This window comes from Variovorax sp. 10L426 (assembly GCF_056395305.1).
The window spans coordinates 17865-33340 of sequence record NZ_JBFTJF010000027.1 but is presented as its reverse complement, the minus strand read 5'-3'; the positions used below and the strand labels follow the sequence as shown (position 1 = coordinate 33340).

Sequence of the window (15476 nt, the reverse complement as noted above, 5' to 3'; positions counted from 1 at the left end):
ATCACGGCGCTTATGAAAAGAGACTTTTCCCAGCGCTTCGGCTTCCTGGTCAACGACGTCGCCAAGCGATATGGCGAGCAGTTCGACCGCCTGTCGCGCGAGCGAATCGGCCTGTCACGTGCGCAGTGCCGTGTTCTCGGGGTCCTGGCCATGCACGGCGATGAGCGTCCGCTTTCGCAGGCCGAACTGGCGCAGCGCCTCGACCTGAGCGCGATGGCGGTGGGCGGCCTGTGCGACAGGCTCGAAGCCGCGGGATGGGTCTATCGCCAGCCGAGCGCCAGTGATCGGCGCATCAATGAAGTCCATCTGGCGCCCAGCGCCGAGGAGGCGCTCGATGCTGCGCTGACCATCAGCGACGCATTGCATGCCCGGGCGCTCGCGCATATGACTCCGGCGGAACGCGCTCAACTCCTCACCCTACTCGGCAAGGCGCGTGAAGGGCTGATCGCCCTGGACGCCGACGCCACGGCAGCCGGCAAATGACCACACCTTCCATGCAAGGCGCGATTGCGCACCGCGGATTGATCACGGTCTCGATCATGCTCGCGACCATCATGCAGGCGCTCGACACGACCATTGCGAACGTCGCGCTGCCGCACATGCAAGGCAGCCTGCAGGCGTCTCAGGATCAGATCACCTGGGTGCTCACCTCCTATATCGTTGCCTCGGCCATCGCGTTGCCGCTCACGGGTTGGTTGTGCGGGCACTGGGGGCGGCGCAAGGTCTTCATCGTCTCGGTCGTTGGCTTCACGATCGCGTCTGCCATGTGCGGGCTTGCGAATTCGCTCGTCGAGATCGTTGCAGCCCGACTGCTGCAAGGCGTCTTCGGCGCGGCGCTCGTGCCCCTGTCGCAGGCCGTGCTGCTCGACATCAACCCGCGAGAGAAGGTCGGCCAGGCCATGGCGATCTGGGGCGCGGGCATCATGGTCGGTCCCATCCTCGGCCCGTTGCTGGGCGGTTGGCTGACCGAGAACATCGATTGGCGATGGGTCTTCTTCATCAACCTGCCTGTCGGCATCTTCGCGCTCTGGGGCATCGTGCGCTATCTGCCGGAAAGCCGTCCACAGGGCGAGCGCCTCGACGTGTTCGGCTTCGTCACGCTCAGTATCGCGATCGGCATGCTGCAACTCTTCCTCGACCGCGGCGAGCAGATGGACTGGTTCGACTCCTGGGAAATCCGGCTCGAAGCCGTGACCGCACTGGTCGCTTTCGCGTTCTTCGTGATCCACACGTGGACCGTGCAAGGTGTCTCGTTCTTCAATCGCGATCTGCTCAAGGACCGCAATTTCGTCACCGGCCTGCTGTTCGCCTTCATCGTGGGAATGATCCTGTTCGGCACCATGGCACTGCTGCCGAGCTTCCTGCAGGGCCTGATGGACTACCCTGTGATCTACACCGGCCAGGTCACTGCGCCGCGCGGCATCGGGACCATGATTGCAATGATCGTGGTAGGCCGGCTGGTGCAGCGGATGGATGTGCGCGCGATCATGGCCGTCGGCTTCAGTCTGACCGCGTTCTCGCTTTGGCAGATGACCCGCCTGACGCTGCAGATGGACAGCACGCTGATCGTCACTTCAGGATTCATCCAAGGCCTGGGTATCGGATTCACCTTCGTGCCGTTATCGACGGCGACCTTTGCGACGCTCGCATCGCGCTTGCGCAACCAGGGCACGCCGATCTTCAGCCTGCTGCGCAACATCGGCAGCAGCGTCGGCATCTCGATCGTGCAGGCGCTACTGACCGAGGGTTCGAGCAAGGCCCACGCCACGCTGGCGGCGACGGTCGGCCCCGGCAATCAGGCTCTTGCCAACCTGCCTCAGATGCTGAACCCTGCCACGTCGGCCGGACTGGCAATGCTGAACAGCGAGGTCACACGGCAGGGGGTGCTGATCGGCTACCTCGACGATTTCGGGATCATGATGGTCATCACCCTGGCGGCGATCCCGTTGCTGCTGCTCATCCGCAGTCCGCGTCACGCGGCTACTGCGGGTGCGGCAGTCGAAGTGCCGCATTAGTGCTGCACCAGGTGCCTCAGAAGTCCACCAGCGCCAGTCCAACGCTGAACACCGTGCGCTTCCGGTTGTAGTCGACCAGCGTGTCGCCGTAGCCGTAGAAGAGCTGCGTCTGGAAGCGCAGGTTGCTCCGGACAGGGTCACCGATCGCCTTCAGCCATTCGAGCTTGATGGCGCCCTTGCCGCCATGAACCGAAACCCCGAGCTGGTTGCTTCGGTCGACCTGCCAGCCAACCCTGAGGTCGGCATTGCCCAGGTATTTCGTGATATCGGGGTTGTCGTCATTGGCTGCGTCTTCCTTGATGCGGTGCCAGACGCGTCCGGTAATGACGAACTGATCGCCAAGTTCTGCACCGGCCATCAGGTAGACACGGTTCCAGCTTCGCGAGTAGGGCAAGTCCTGGCCGTTCGACTGGTGCACCAAGCCCAGGCCGGTGTAGCGCAGACGCCAGCCGCCGGGTAGTTTGTAGTCGGACGGATAGGTGTACATGAACTCCGGTTCATGATCCGTGGTGCGGAACGGGCGTGAGAGCTCTTCGTTGAACACCTGCCAGGTCGATGCCTGCGAGTAGGCGAACCAGAGGCCGTCCTTCTTGACCGGATCATCTCCGGTGAGCAACCCTTGTGCGAGCTTGGTGCGCAGCGACAAGCCGATGCGCATGTCCTGCGCCTGGTAGGGTCGATCGGCGCCTGTATGGTCGGGTGCGGGCGAGGTCGGGATTTCCGGGTCCCGGGCCGCAACACCGATGCCCACACTGAGCGGTCGATAACCGCGGAAGCCGAGGGTGCCGCAGTTGCTGCCGGCTTCGAGTTCCCAGAATCGCGACAGCGGCGAGTACTGGCGGTCGCGGCAGCCGTCCTCGGTGGTCAGCGTGATCACTCGCGTGGCCGGCACCGTGGCGTCCACCGGCGGCAGGGTTTCTGCGAGCACTGGCGGCGCCGGGGGCACCGCGGCGGCCGGCAGGGTTTGCTGCTGAGCCCAGCGATCGAAACAGGCGAGCCGCGCCTCACTGTTGCCGGGCCCTGAGAGCCGTTGGCACTCCTGCCAGGTCAACTCCGCTTGGGCCAACGGGCTCGGCGGCTTGTCCACGGCTTGCGCCATCGCGCCCGTGGCGCCGATTCCGTTGAAGAGCGCGGCGATTAAGAGGATGCGTTGATTCATCGTTCTGTTCCCGAGTTGCCAACCTTGTTCAGCGTGAAGGGACGATTGCTGTCGTCTGCGGCGTTGCGCCAGACGCCCCTCCATTGCTTGCCGCAAGATCCGGGCGCCAGTTCGCCGAGCCAGACACCGCTGATGGCCCGGCCGTCCAGCGATTCGTCGAGGCTCAGCATGCCTTCGTCGTCGATGTCGCCTGCGAGTTGGGCGACCATGCCGGGGGAGACATCATTGCGCGTGATAGTGCCTCGCACACCCGCATAGTCGGGGTGCTTGGTGAGCTGCACCTTCGCAACGCCAGGGACGCCATCGAAGCGTGCCTCCCATTCGCCGAAGAGCACTTCGAGCGGCATCTCCGATCCGTTCGCAGGGCAATTCGCAGCTTGTGCGAGCGCAGGTGCTGGCGAGTTCTGGGCAGCGGCGTCGCCTGAAGCGAGGCAGAGGACTGCCAGCCAGACCCACATCGTGCGCTTCATGGTGCCGATGCGGCAGCCGCGGCTGCGGCTGCGTTGTCCTGGACTTTTCGAGCGAACTCCGCGCGCAATGCCTTGAGCTTTTCGCGCGGGTCTTCCTTGGCGGTCTTCTTGTCGAGTGCCATCTCCGCGATGAAACGGCTCGGCTGCGCCGCGACCATCTCGCGGCCCTGCTTGCGTCGCTTGGTCCAGCTCACAGCAAGACTGCGTTGCGCGCGCGTGATGCCCACGTACATGAGGCGGCGCTCTTCCTGCAGGCGTTCCAGCGTGCTCTCGCTGACCTTCTCCTGGCGGCCGCCATCGTCGTCGAGTTTGAAGGGCAGCAAACCTTCGGTCACGCCGATCAGCATTACATGCGGCCACTCCAACCCCTTGGACGCGTGCAGCGTGGAGAGCGTGACGACGTTCTGGTCCTGTTCGCGTTCGCTGATCGTGGACAGCAGCGAGATGGTCTGCGCCACTTCGAGCAGGCTCTTGCGCTCGCTCTCGACGGTCGCTCCGGAGGCATCGTCGATCTGCCCGCCGCAGCGCTGCGACATCCAGTCGCAGAACTCCAGCACGTTGGTCCAACGGCTGGCCGCGGCCTGTTCGCTGTCCTCGCCGTCGTAGAGATGCTTCTCGTAGTCGATTTCCTTGAGCCATTCGCCAAGGAATGCGCGCGAGTCCTCGGCGCCCATCGTGTGGCGCGCCTTGTATTCCAGGTCGTTGATGTAGCGGCCGAACTCGTGCAGGCCTTCCAGCGCGCGCTTGGGCATCACGCTCGGCAGCGAAGGGCTGAACAGCGCCTCGAACAGGCTCAACTTGTATTGGCTGGCGAAGGTGCCGAGACTCGCGAGCGTAGTGTGTCCGATGCCGCGCTTCGGCGTTGTCACCGCGCGCAGGAAGGCCGGATCGTCGTCGTTGTTGACCCACAGGCGGAACCAGCCGCACAGGTCCTTGATTTCGGCGCGATCGAAGAAGCTCTGCCCGCCAGAGACCTTGTACGGAATCTGGGCCTTGCGCAGCGCCTGCTCGATGACCCTGGCCTGGTGGTTGGCGCGATAGAGGATCGCGAAGTCGCGAAACTCCCTGTGCTGCTGGCCCTGCGTGGCTGCGTCGCCGGCACGCAGGCTCTGGATGCGGGCGACCGCGCGCTCGGCTTCGTGCGCCTCGTTGTCGGCATCGACGACGCGAACAGGTTCGCCTTCGCCGAGTTCGCTGAACAGCGTCTTCGGAAAGAGCTTGGGATTCGGACCGATGACGTTGTTGGCTGCGCGCAGGATCGCGCTCGTGCTGCGGTAGTTCTGCTCGAGCTTGATGACCTTGAGCGTGGGGTAGTCGACCGGCAGCTTCTTCAGGTTGTCGAGCGTGGCGCCGCGCCAGCCGTAGATCGACTGGTCGTCATCGCCCACGGCAGTGAAGCGCCCGCGTTCGCCGGCCAATGCCTTCAGGACCTCGTACTGCGTGGCGTTGGTGTCCTGGTATTCGTCGACCAGGATGTGGCCGAGCGCCGCCTGCCACTTGGCGCGCACTTCATCGAACTGCTGCAGCAACTTGAGCGGCATGCCGATCAGGTCGTCGAAGTCCACGCTCTGGTAGGCGACGAGCCGCTCTTCGTAGCGACCCATGATGCGAGCGGTGATGCGCTCGTTGTCGTCGGCGGCCTGCGCTTCGGCCTGCGCGGCGTTGAGGCCCATGTTCTTCCACTTGCTGATGGTCCACTGCCAGATGCGCGCGGTGGCGGCATCCGTGGTGCCGCCCGCATCCTTGAGGATCTTCGTCACGTCGTCGCTGTCGAGGATGCTGAAGGCAGGCTTCAAGCCCAGCACGGCGCCGTCTTCACGCATCATGCGCACGCCGAGCGCGTGGAAGGTGCAGACCACCACTTGTTTCGCATCGCGCCCGATGAGGCCCTTGGCGCGTTCGCGCATTTCGGCCGCAGCCTTGTTGGTAAAGGTAATGGCGGCGATGCGCTTGGGTTCCAGCCCCGCCTGGATCAACCGTGCGATCTTGTGGGTGATGACGCGTGTCTTGCCGGAACCCGCACCTGCGAGGACGAGACAGGGGCCATGCATGTAGTTGACCGCTTCTTGCTGCGCGAGATTGAGACCGGAAGACATGGAGGGGGACGGGAGAACGGGAAGCGCAAAGCGGGCAATGATACGGGGCGCCCGGCCGCCATCGGGCCCAGCAGATGTGCTAGACCGGCGTTGCTTTTTGCGTTAGGCCCGCGCAGGGACAATCGCCCCGTGCTTCAGATCTTCCTCGTCACCGTTCCCTTCTTTGCATTGATTGCAGCCGGCTATGCGGCCGCCCGCGGCGGTGCACTGCCCCTGGTGGCCATTCCGGGTCTGAATGTCTTTGTCCTGTATTTCGCGCTGCCGTGCTTGTTGTTTCGCTTCGGCGCCGGCGCGCCCATCGACCAGTTGCTCGATGTTGGCGTCGCACTGGTGTGGGGCGTGAGTGCCCTGATCGTGGTGGGCGCCACGGTAGCCGTGAGCCGCAATGAGCGCATCGGCTGGAACGATGCGGCCTTTGGTGCACTGGTCGCCGCGTTTCCGAACACCGGCTTCATGGGAGTACCGCTGCTGGTGGCGATTCTGGGCGCACAGGCGGCGACGCCGACGATCATCAGCATCGCATTCGACATGATCGTGACGTCGTCGCTGTGCATCGCCCTGTCGCGTCTCGACGGCGCGGACGAACACGGCGCCACCAAGGCCATCCGGCAGTCGCTGCGCGCCATTCTGCAGAACCCGATGCCATGGGCGATCCTGCTCGGCGTTCTGGCCTCCGCGACGCACTTGAATCTGCCGGGTCCGCTCGATCGGACCATCGCGATGCTGGCGGAGGCCGCATCGCCAGTCGCGCTGTTCACCATCGGTGCGGTGCTCGCACGCTCGGCGCTGCTGGCGCGCGAACATCAGGCCAGTGCGGCCGTTGCCGAAGCCATGGGGAGTGCGTCGATACCGCCGCACCCGGCACCGCTGCGCGACGTGTTGCCGGTGATCGCGATCAAGCTGGTCGCACACCCGCTGCTGGTCTACGGCGTCGCTCGCAGCGCGATGGCGCTCGGACTGCCGCTGGCGCGACCGGCCCTGGTCACGATCGTCCTCGTGGCGTCGCTGCCTAGCGCAAGCAACGTGTCGATGCTGGCCGAGCGATTCGGCGCCGACAACAACCGCATTGCCCGGATCATTTTCTGGACGACGGCAGCGGCCTTTTTCACCTTCCCGCTGGCGGTGGGCTGGTTGCGATAGGGAGGATTGGAGGATTCGCACTAAGGCGTCAGGACGCCCAGCTTGTAGGGATCGGCATCGGAGAGCAATTCGCAACGCGACATGTCGCGCCCCTGCGTGCCGTCGCAATAGAAGCTGTTGTAGACGCGGCCGAACAGCGTCGGCGTGGATACGAAAAGCACGCCCTGATTCGGTTGCCAGCGTTCCCTCGGCGCGGCGGCGGGGGACGCCGTGGCGGGAGCGGACGTCGCTGTGGCAGCGGCGGTGGGATCCTGTCCGGGTGCGGTGTGCTCGCCCATGAACTCGGACAACGTCCGGAAGCTGTCCTCCCCATTCCAGCGGCTTGTCAGATCGGCGGGACGCGGACGTCCTGAAATCGGAATGAGCAAGCCGTTGACCTGGAAGCCGCGCCCGAAACGGTGCTCCTTGCCCGCCAGGAATGCATAGGCGCAGGCGGCTTGGCACTGACCCTTGACTTCTGTATTGACACCGGTGGTCCGGATTGCGCGCGCATAATCGCTGGCGATTTCCGGCGTGCCGCCCAGGGAGTTTTCGAACACCACGGTCCGCACCCGGCCACTGACAAGGTGTTCTTCGAACGCCTTGATGGCGCTGCCGTCGAGCATGCCGCTGACCAGCAGTCGGTCGCCTTCCAGTTCCAAGTCAGCCGCTCGCGCCCCCCAGGCCAGACATGCGAGCGACAGAACCCACAGTACTCCGAACGGCGATTTCACGATTCCACCCCTTTGCAAGACTCGAAATGAGTCCCGCCATTTCCCTAGATTTGACATCGCCTCTGCGCATCGTCAAGCCCTGTTTGGGGGTATTTCTTACGCAGCATGTTCTGCAAGAAGGTGATAGTGCCAAATATTGCTTATGAATAATGCTTAGGTTCTCAAAGTCACTGTAAAGTGGATTCTTGATCGGGAGAGTTGAGATGACGACCTTGATGAGAGGGGTACTTTGTCTGGTCTTGCTCGCCGTTGTCACTTGGCTGTGGCATACGGGCGCGCTGGGCACAGGTGCGGCGCTCGCTACCTACCTGTTGAGCGTGGTGTTGCTGCTGTGGCCGGGTGCCGCGCATCGAAGGCGACGCTCCAGCCTGCAGTACGTTGAAATGGGCAAGGAGCCGGTCGGGCTGCTTTGAGCTCGGATGTTGCTGGCAATCAGATGCTGTGCGGGTCGACGTCGACCAGCCATCGGATGACCCCCTTGCCTTCGGGGGTGCGCCGCAATTCATGCAAGAGGGGTTGCCAGCCTGCGAGCAATCGCTGCAAGGCTGTGCGTGACTGGCTCTCGATCAACATCTGCGCCCTCTCCACATTGGCCACGCGCTGGATCGCCAGCGGAACGGCGGGGTAGCGCGTGACCCGATCTGCCCCGGGCAGGTCCTCTGCCGCCAAGCTCGCTGCACCTAGAAATGCCTGGGCGATCTCTTGGGTTCGGGCGTCAGCCCGCAGGAGCGCCTGAAAGGCGAACGGCGGCATGCCGGCGGCGGCCCGGTCCTCGAGTTCGCGTTGGGCAAAGGCGGAATAGTCATGGCGGCGCAATGCGGCGAAGAGCGGATGTTGCGGGTGATGGGTCTGGATCCACATTTCCGCGGTCGCACCTTGCGACGACAGGTAGGCCGCATCGCGACCCGCGCGTCCGGCCGATTGCATGAGCAGGCTGAACAGCCGCTCGGGCGCGCGGAAGTCGCTCGAAAACAGCGCTCCGTCGGGGTTGATTGCGGACACCAGCGTGATGCGCCTGAAGTCGTGTCCCTTGGCGATCATCTGTGTGCCCACCAGTACATCGACTTCACCCGCATGCACTGCAGCCAACTGTGATTCGAGGGCACCCTGCTTGCGCGTGCTATCGGCATCGATCCGGGCGATGCGCACCGCACTTCCGTCCGGCCGCCGGATCGGCGCGAAAAGTTCGCCCAAGTGTTCTTCGAGCCGTTCCGTGCCACGGCCCACCGGCGCGATGTCGGGGTTGCCGCAGGCCGGGCACGCACGCGGCACGCGCTCGGTGAAGCCGCAGTGATGGCAGCGCAGCGTGCGATCGATCTTGTGGAACACGCGGTAGGCGCTGCAGTGGGGGCACTCGCTCTTCCAGCCGCAGTCGCCGCATGCCAGCACCGGGGCATAGCCTCTGCGGTTGAGGAACACCATGCTCTGCTCGCCGCGCGCGATGCGCTGGCCGATGGCATCGAGCAATGCCCCGGACAGGACCGTCTTCGGCGGCTGAAGGTTCATGTCGACGAGCCGCACTGTAGGCAGCAAGCTGGAGCCGATGCGCGAGGGCATGGCCAGACGCGCGTAGCGTCCGCCCGTGTCTTCGCCCAAAGGCGGCCGGCTCTGGTGCCAGCTCTCCAGCGAAGGAGTGGCCGAGCCGAGTATCACCTTGATGTTCTCGCGGCGGCCGCGCCATACAGCCAGGTCGCGTGCGGAATAGCGCGCGCCTTCCTGCTGCTTGTAGCTGGGGTCGTGCTCTTCGTCGACCACGATGAGTCGCAGCGCGGGCATCGAGGCGAAGACCGCCATGCGCGTCCCGAGCACGATTCGAGCTGCGCCGCTGTGCGCTGCGAGCCAGCTCGCAAGACGTTGTGGATTCGTCATTCCGCTGTGCAACGAGACGACCGCGTCGACGCCGAAGCGGCTTGCGAAGCGCTCCTTGAAGCGTGCTTCGAGCTGCGGTGTGAGGTTGATCTCGGGCACCATGACCAGCGCCTGGGCCTCCGGTTCGCGTTCCAGCAGCGCCGCGACGGCGCGCAAATAGACCTCGGTCTTGCCGCTGCCGGTACTGCCGAAGAGCAAGAAGGGGCCGGTTTCAGCGTCGAATCTTGCGAGGGACTCGATCTGCTCGTCGCTGAGGGTCACCGGCGTTGGGGCTTGGGCCCTGGCGACCGTCGATGTCGATCCGCTCTTTCGCTTCAGGCGCCGAGCCAACTGCATGGCCGTCAGGTCTCGAAGCTGCGGCGGCAATGCGGCGAGCGCGATTTCGCCCAGAGAGCGCTGGTAATAGCGCGCCGCGAACGCCACCAGATCGCGCCAGGCGTCGCCCAGGGGCGGGAGCGCATCGAGTACCGCGCTCACGGGCTTCAGTTCAATGGTTGGCGCGCCGTCCCCGTTTTCTTTGGTATGCGTCGCCCAAGCGACCCCGAGCACCTCGCGGCGGCCCAGCGGCACGCGCACCAAGGCACCCGGCGTCACCGGCGCGCCACTTGCGTAACTAAGGACATCCCCTAGTGCGCTGTGCGCCGGAGTCTGCACAGCAACGTCGACGCGCCATTTCAAGGGCGGTCTCCGCTACGGGTGTTTGTTAAAGCGACTTTGAGCAAAACGACCTAAGTTGTTGATTTTGATGCGCTTTGCGGTCAGTCCAGATTTTCTGTGGATAACTTTGTTGATATCGGGCCTTGACACGCCGGCAGCCCTTGAAAATCAAGGCTTCGGCTGGAATGCTCGTAAAAAAAGCAAAGTTCAAAATCCATATGAATCAACGACTTAGCTTCGCTATCGCTTTAGGAGCACCGGCGATCGGACCTTAAATTTTTTTGCGCACCGCAACAGATGTTTTGTGCATAAGTCAGTCCCTCCTCACGCTTTTTGCCCCTTGACAAACGGCGGATCGTCCCTCTCACTGTTTACAACTGATAACAATCTGCTCAAGTGCGAAGCGCGCGGGACTGCGCGTGGACCGCATCGACGAGCGCGGCGACGTGGTCCGGGGGGGTGAACTGACTGATGCCATGACCCAGATTGAAGATGTGGGTCGGACCGGTGCCTTGAGCGTCGGCGTGTGGCCGGCCGAAGCTCTGCAGCACCTTTGCCACCTCAGATTCGATCTGCCGTGGCGGCGCGAACAGCACGTTCGGATCGATGTTCCCTTGCAACGCCTTGCCGCCGGGCCCTTCGCCGACCAGCGCGCGTGCCTTGCCGAGATTTGTCGTCCAGTCCAGGCCCAAAACCTCGCAGTCGAGGTCACGCATGTCTTCCAGCCAAGGCCCGCCGCCCTTGGTGAACACGATGCGCGGCACCGGCCGGCCGTCAGCGCCGTCGCGTTGAAGCTGGGCCAGGACCCGCGCGGTATAGGCCAGGCTGAATTCCTGGAACGCGCCATCGGCCAGCACGCCGCCCCAACTGTCGAACACCATGACGGCTTGAGCACCTGCAGCGATCTGTGCATTGAGATAGGCGGCGACAGCGTCAGCGTTCACGGCCAGCAGCCTGTGCATCAGGTCTGGGCGGCTGTATAGCAGCGTCTTGATCTGCCGGTAATCGCTCGAACCCGCGCCTTCGACCATGTAGCAGGCCAAGGTCCACGGGCTGCCCGAGAACCCGATCAGCGGCACGCGTCCGGCCAGCGCCCGGCGGATCGAGGTGACCGCATCGAAGACGTAGCGCAGCTTGTCCAGATCCGGCACGGCGAGCGCGGAAATTGACGCCTCGTCGCGCACAGGACGCGCGAAGCGTGGCCCCTCGCCAGCCTCGAACGAAAGACCGAGCCCCATCGCATCGGGCACCGTGAGGATGTCGGAGAAGAGAATGGCAGCGTCGAGCGGATAGCGCTCGAGCGGCTGCAGGGTGACTTCCGTCGCGTAGTCGACATTGGTCGCCAGCCCCATGAAGCTGCCCGCCTTGCCGCGGGTGGCGACGTACTCCGGCAGATACCGCCCGGCCTGGCGCATGAGCCAGACGGGCGTGTGGTCGGTGGCCTGTCGCCAGCAGGCGCGCAGGAAGGTGTCGTTCTTCAGGGGGGCGAAAGGCATCCTGCGATTGTCGCAGGGGGACGGCCGCAGGCCCCTGGACTCAGGACGACCTCAGGTCTTGTACTTGATCGAGCAGCCGTAGGGACGCGTCGTCGCGGCACTGATCGTCTTGCCGTCGAAGACTTCGCCCAGCGCCTGGTTCACGTAGTTGGTGGCCGTCTTGATGTCGTCCGGTCGCGCCGAAGCGATGCTGTCGATGCCGCCCGCGTAGACGAGCGTCCCCTTGGGATCGACGATGAAGATGTGCGGCGTCGTGCGCGCACCGTAGGCCCGACCGATCACCCCGTCTTCGTCCATTAGAACGGCGGTCGGTGCGGCCGCGTGTTCGTGCATCCAGGCATCAAGTGCCAGCGGTTTCAGGTAGTCGCTCGCGGCGCGCTCTGTCGAGTTGATGGCCAGCCAGACCACGCCGTTGGACGTTGCCGCCTTCTGGGTGGCCGGCATGTTCCCGCTGCCATAGTGCTTGCGGACGAAGGGGCAGCCGGGGTTGGTCCATTCGAGCACCACATACTTGCCGGCAAATTCGGAGAGGCGGTGCTGCTTGCCGGCGGTGTCGACGGCGATGAAATCGGGAGCTTGCTGGCCGACAGCGGGGGCCGCGATGGCCTGGGTCATGAGGAAAGTGGCGCCGAGCGCGACAGCGGCGGTCATGACCGCACGGCGCGAAGCGCGGTTCAAGGCGGCTCTGGCCTGGCGTGCGGCACGATAGGAGCGGGACTCTGAAGATGACGATGGCGACATGGTCAGCTTTGACCTCCAATGGATAAATACTTAACAACCACCACAGCTTAGAACGGATTCTTCAACCGCTTGTGACAACCCGTACGGCCGTAGTGGTCAAAGCGCCGCCAGCGCCGCCCGCACCTCATTCTTGCTCAGGATTTCAGTCAACACGACCGGTGCCTTGCCGGGCGCCTGGAGCACATAAACGGGCACGCCGCTGCGTCCCAGGGCCATCAGCGCGGCGGTGATGGCCGGGTCGCGGCGCGTCCAGTCGGCGCGGAGCATCGCGACGTTCTTCGTTTCGAAGTCTGCGAGCACGGCGTCGTCGGATAGCGTGCTTCTCTTGTTGTATTGGCAGGTCACGCACCAGGCTGCGGTGAAATCCACGAACACCGGGCGACCGGCTGCGTTGATTTCCGCCACCCGCTCGACGGACCAGGGCTGCCACCGTTCGCCTGCGGCTGCGGTGGTGGTGGCGGGTTCGGCGGTCCTGACGACATTTCCGCCGATTGCGACGGTCAGCGCGGCAGTCGCTGCGACGACGACACTGGTCAACACGACTCGCGTGCGGCCTTGCAGCGTCAGCGCCCACACGATGGCGGCCAGGCACACCAGCAGGCCGAGCAGCGCGCCCGCGCCGTCGATGCCGCTTTGCTGCCCCAGCACCCAGACCAGCCATGCGACGGTGGCGAACATCGGGAACGCGAGCAGGCGCCGCAGCGTGTCCATCCACGCGCCCGGCTTCGGCAACAGGCGCGCGACGGCCGGAACGAAACCGGCGGCGAGATAGGGCAGTGCCAGACCGAAGCCGAGCACGCCGAACATCAGCAACGCCTCCCCTGCGGGCAGTCCGATCGCGAAACCCAGTGACGCGCCCATGAAAGGCGCCGTGCAAGGCGATGCGATCACCACCGCAAGCACGCCGGAAAGGAAATCGTTGACCATGGGATGCCGCGCCTGCACCGCGCCGAGCGAGGGCGGCGCGATGTTGCCGAATTCGAACAGGCCGGCGAGGTTGAGGCCAATCAGCGTGAACAGCGCCGCTAGCGCCGCCACGACTGCGGGCGACTGCAACTGGAAACCCCAGCCGAGCTGAGTTCCCGCCGCGCGCAGCGCCAGCATCGCGCCGCCCAATGCGAGGCAGGACAGGATCACGCCGCCGGCATAAGCGAGCGCGGCCATGCGGTGGCCTCGCTGATCTTCTGCATGCCGGGTGAAGCTGAGAACCTTGATGGCCAGCACGGGAAAGACGCAGGGCATGAGGTTCAGGAGCAAGCCTCCCAGCAAGGCGCCGATCAGCGCAATGACGAGCGATCCGGAAGGGCGCGTCGGTGACGGCGCGCTGGTGTTGGCATCGAGGGCCGCCTGAAGGGCCGGTGAAACCTGTGCCTTGGCGACGCCTGTGGGCCAATTGCCGCTGACCGGGGCCTCGGCGCGCCACGCTATAGGCTGGCCGGGTTGCCGGTCGGCTTCGGAGAGCGCGACCACGACCGGCATCACTGTGGGGCTGGCGCTGCGTTGCTCGGCGAGCGGCACGGTCGCGGTCCAGGTCCCGCCCTCCCACGATTGCGTCCAGTCCTTTCCGAGAACCGCCGACGTGCGGATGACCTCGCCGGTTTCAGGGAAGAATTCCAGCGTCTTGCCGTGAGCGGATGCCGGCAGGCCTTCGAGGCGAACTTGCAGCTTGTCGCCATCAACGGCGATCTCGCCCGGCTTGGCGAGAGGGGCGGGCTGCGCTGCCCATGCCGCTTCGAATTCGCTCTTGTGAAGGGCGGTCGAACTTTGAAGCGGCAACTTGAGCTGGAACTCGCCCTCTTCGGGGATGCACTCCTTGCGGCAGACAAGCCAGGATGCCTTGAGCCGGACGTCGAGTTCGCCCGAGCCGGTGAGCGTGGCTGAAGGCTTGAAATCCGGGGCCACCGTGAGCGGCACGGGCAGCAGCACCGTGCCCTCGTAGCCGTAGTTGGCGAGATTGCCGATCGGAATTTTTCTCGGCACCGGCCAGGCGATATCGCCGTTTGAAACGCCCGGCGGAAGCGACCACGCGAGCTCCGTAGGGAGACCGGAGTCACCTGCGTTTTTCCAGTAGGTGTGCCATTCGGGCTGGTGCGTGATCTGCAGCCCGACCCAGACCGGTGCCCCGGCCGAGACGCCGTCGGGCGCATGAGCGACCAGTTCGGCGCGCACATGGGGTGTCGTGACGAACGAACCGACCTTGGAAGCCAACTGCGCCGTCGCCGGCATGCTGACGGCGAGCGCTGAAAGCGCTGTGAACCCAAGGGCCGCGAGACGTGGAGAGTAGAAAAATGCCATGCCGGTCAGTCCGAGCGGGTGTTCAGGGCGAAGTTCCGGGAGGAAATCAGGTCGCCCATCCGAGCACCACGCGCCGGCTGTTGGCGCTTTTCTTCTCGATCTTGGTCACGACGACGGCGCCGATTTCGCGCGTATTGGCGACGTGCGTTCCACCGCAGGGCTGGAAGTCGATCTGCTCGGCTTCGCCGATCCGGATCGTCCGGACGGTGCCGGTTCCGCGCGGTGGTTGCACGCTCATGCTCTTGACCAGGGCTGGGTTGGCATCCAGTTCGGCGTCGGTGATCGCGCCTACCGCGAGTGGATGTCCGGCGGCGACCAGGCGCGCCAGCCCGGCCGTGAGCGCCTCCTTGTCCAGCGGCTCGGTCATGTGGAAATCCAGCCGCGCGTACTCGGGCGTGATCGAGCAGCCGTTGACTGGCTGCGGCACCAGGTGGCACAGCAGATGGGTCGCGGTGTGGAAGCGCATCAGCTTGTGGCGGCGTTCCCAGTCGATCTGTGCTGCCACCGTGTCGCCGGGCTTCAACATGTCCAGGATTTCGGACTGTTCGGTCGACGGCACATGCAGGATGTCGTCGGTCGGCTTGCCCTCGGCATCCTTGGCCTTGCGCGTGTCGGCGATTGCGAGTCGGCGTCCGTCGCCGAGTGCCAGCCAGCCGCTGTCGCCGGCCTGGCCGCCGCCTTGCGGATAGAACACGGTACGGTCGAGCACGATGCCACCATCCTCGATGCGCAGGACGCGGGCTTCGCACTCGCGCAGATAGGCATCTGCGCGGAAAAGATCGTCGGTCATCGCCCGATGGTAGCGGCGCCGCCACGACGGGGTGT

Annotated in this window: 13 protein-coding genes; 4 read left to right on the top strand and 9 right to left on the bottom strand. The window is 64.7% G+C overall.

All coding sequences use genetic code 11. From position 1 onward, the window contains the following. Positions 1 to 12: 12 nt before the first annotated feature. On the top strand, positions 13 to 483 hold the full coding sequence (locus tag AC1DHL_RS27380; RefSeq protein WP_478105065.1) for a MarR family winged helix-turn-helix transcriptional regulator: 471 nt from the start codon (positions 13 to 15) through the stop codon (positions 481 to 483). After that, positions 480 to 2015, top strand: a complete 1536-nt coding sequence (locus tag AC1DHL_RS27375; protein ID WP_478105063.1) for a DHA2 family efflux MFS transporter permease subunit — start codon at positions 480 to 482, stop codon at positions 2013 to 2015. The genes AC1DHL_RS27380 and AC1DHL_RS27375 overlap by 4 nt, the downstream gene beginning before the upstream one ends. A gap of 16 nt (positions 2016 to 2031) precedes the next feature. On the opposite strand, the gene AC1DHL_RS27370 is transcribed toward AC1DHL_RS27375, so the two are convergent. The 3 genes from AC1DHL_RS27370 to AC1DHL_RS27360 are packed head-to-tail and all read right to left on the bottom strand — an operon-like array spanning position 2032 to position 5740. After that, complete coding sequence (locus AC1DHL_RS27370) at positions 2032 to 3174, bottom strand: phospholipase A (protein ID WP_478105062.1); 1143 nt, start codon at positions 3172 to 3174, stop codon at positions 2032 to 2034. Further along, positions 3171 to 3644, bottom strand: a complete 474-nt coding sequence (locus AC1DHL_RS27365; protein ID WP_478105061.1) for a hypothetical protein — start codon at positions 3642 to 3644, stop codon at positions 3171 to 3173. Before AC1DHL_RS27365 ends, AC1DHL_RS27370 begins: the two co-directional genes overlap by 4 nt. Next, positions 3641 to 5740, bottom strand: coding sequence for an ATP-dependent helicase (locus tag AC1DHL_RS27360; protein ID WP_478105059.1), 2100 nt, complete (start codon positions 5738 to 5740; stop codon positions 3641 to 3643). The genes AC1DHL_RS27365 and AC1DHL_RS27360 overlap by 4 nt, the downstream gene beginning before the upstream one ends. Before the next feature lie 129 nt (positions 5741 to 5869). Between AC1DHL_RS27360 and AC1DHL_RS27355 the strand changes: the two genes are divergently transcribed. Continuing rightward, positions 5870 to 6880 carry an AEC family transporter gene (locus tag AC1DHL_RS27355; protein ID WP_478105057.1) on the top strand — a complete coding sequence of 337 codons (1011 nt, stop codon included), beginning with the start codon at positions 5870 to 5872 and terminating at the stop codon, positions 6878 to 6880. A 20-nt stretch (positions 6881 to 6900) separates the two neighbouring features. Here AC1DHL_RS27355 and AC1DHL_RS27350 read toward each other — a convergent pair whose 3' ends face one another. Further along, positions 6901 to 7485: a hypothetical protein gene (locus AC1DHL_RS27350; RefSeq protein ID WP_478164043.1), complete on the bottom strand. Its 585-nt coding sequence runs from the start codon at positions 7483 to 7485 to the stop codon at positions 6901 to 6903. 311 nt (positions 7486 to 7796) lie between these two features. On the opposite strand from AC1DHL_RS27350, the gene AC1DHL_RS27345 reads away from it, so the two are divergent. Continuing rightward, positions 7797 to 8006 (top strand): hypothetical protein, encoded by a 210-nt coding sequence (locus AC1DHL_RS27345; protein ID WP_478105053.1) that lies wholly within the window; start codon positions 7797 to 7799, stop codon positions 8004 to 8006. 19 nt (positions 8007 to 8025) lie between these two features. Here the strand turns inward: AC1DHL_RS27345 and AC1DHL_RS27340 are convergent, their stop codons facing one another. The 5 genes from AC1DHL_RS27340 to AC1DHL_RS27320 form a co-directional block, all read right to left on the bottom strand. Beyond that, positions 8026 to 10140: a primosomal protein N' gene (locus AC1DHL_RS27340; protein ID WP_478105052.1), complete on the bottom strand. Its 2115-nt coding sequence runs from the start codon at positions 10138 to 10140 to the stop codon at positions 8026 to 8028. Positions 10141 to 10511: 371 nt separating this feature from the next. Continuing rightward, on the bottom strand, positions 10512 to 11615 hold the full coding sequence (gene hemE, locus AC1DHL_RS27335) for a uroporphyrinogen decarboxylase (protein WP_478105050.1): 1104 nt from the start codon (positions 11613 to 11615) through the stop codon (positions 10512 to 10514). 51 nt (positions 11616 to 11666) lie between these two features. After that, positions 11667 to 12356, bottom strand: coding sequence for a thioredoxin family protein (locus AC1DHL_RS27330; RefSeq protein ID WP_478105049.1), 690 nt, complete (start codon positions 12354 to 12356; stop codon positions 11667 to 11669). Between the two features lie 96 nt (positions 12357 to 12452). Next, positions 12453 to 14582 carry a protein-disulfide reductase DsbD family protein gene (locus AC1DHL_RS27325; protein ID WP_478164048.1) on the bottom strand — a complete coding sequence of 710 codons (2130 nt, stop codon included), beginning with the start codon at positions 14580 to 14582 and terminating at the stop codon, positions 12453 to 12455. Positions 14583 to 14697: 115 nt separating this feature from the next. Next, positions 14698 to 15441 (bottom strand): alanyl-tRNA editing protein, encoded by a 744-nt coding sequence (locus AC1DHL_RS27320; protein WP_478164042.1) that lies wholly within the window; start codon positions 15439 to 15441, stop codon positions 14698 to 14700. Between the last annotated feature and the right edge of the window lie 35 nt (positions 15442 to 15476).

What these genes read in the sequence shown, in the direction of transcription:
- AC1DHL_RS27380 (WP_478105065.1), top strand. Translation starts at nt 13, where the DNA reads ATGAAAAGAGACTTTTCCCAGCGCTTCGGCTTCCTGGTCAACGACGTC.
- AC1DHL_RS27375 (WP_478105063.1), top strand. Translation starts at nt 480, where the DNA reads ATGACCACACCTTCCATGCAAGGCGCGATTGCGCACCGCGGATTGATC.
- AC1DHL_RS27370 (WP_478105062.1), bottom strand. Translation starts at nt 3,174, where the DNA reads ATGAATCAACGCATCCTCTTAATCGCCGCGCTCTTCAACGGAATCGGC.
- AC1DHL_RS27365 (WP_478105061.1), bottom strand. Translation starts at nt 3,644, where the DNA reads ATGAAGCGCACGATGTGGGTCTGGCTGGCAGTCCTCTGCCTCGCTTCA.
- AC1DHL_RS27360 (WP_478105059.1), bottom strand. Translation starts at nt 5,740, where the DNA reads ATGTCTTCCGGTCTCAATCTCGCGCAGCAAGAAGCGGTCAACTACATG.
- AC1DHL_RS27350 (WP_478164043.1), bottom strand. Translation starts at nt 7,485, where the DNA reads ATGCTCGACGGCAGCGCCATCAAGGCGTTCGAAGAACACCTTGTCAGT.
- AC1DHL_RS27345 (WP_478105053.1), top strand. Translation starts at nt 7,797, where the DNA reads ATGACGACCTTGATGAGAGGGGTACTTTGTCTGGTCTTGCTCGCCGTT.
- hemE (WP_478105050.1), bottom strand. Translation starts at nt 11,615, where the DNA reads ATGCCTTTCGCCCCCCTGAAGAACGACACCTTCCTGCGCGCCTGCTGG.
- AC1DHL_RS27330 (WP_478105049.1), bottom strand. Translation starts at nt 12,356, where the DNA reads ATGTCGCCATCGTCATCTTCAGAGTCCCGCTCCTATCGTGCCGCACGC.
- AC1DHL_RS27325 (WP_478164048.1), bottom strand. Translation starts at nt 14,582, where the DNA reads ATGCCGGCGACGGCGCAGTTGGCTTCCAAGGTCGGTTCGTTCGTCACG.
- AC1DHL_RS27320 (WP_478164042.1), bottom strand. Translation starts at nt 15,441, where the DNA reads ATGACCGACGATCTTTTCCGCGCAGATGCCTATCTGCGCGAGTGCGAA.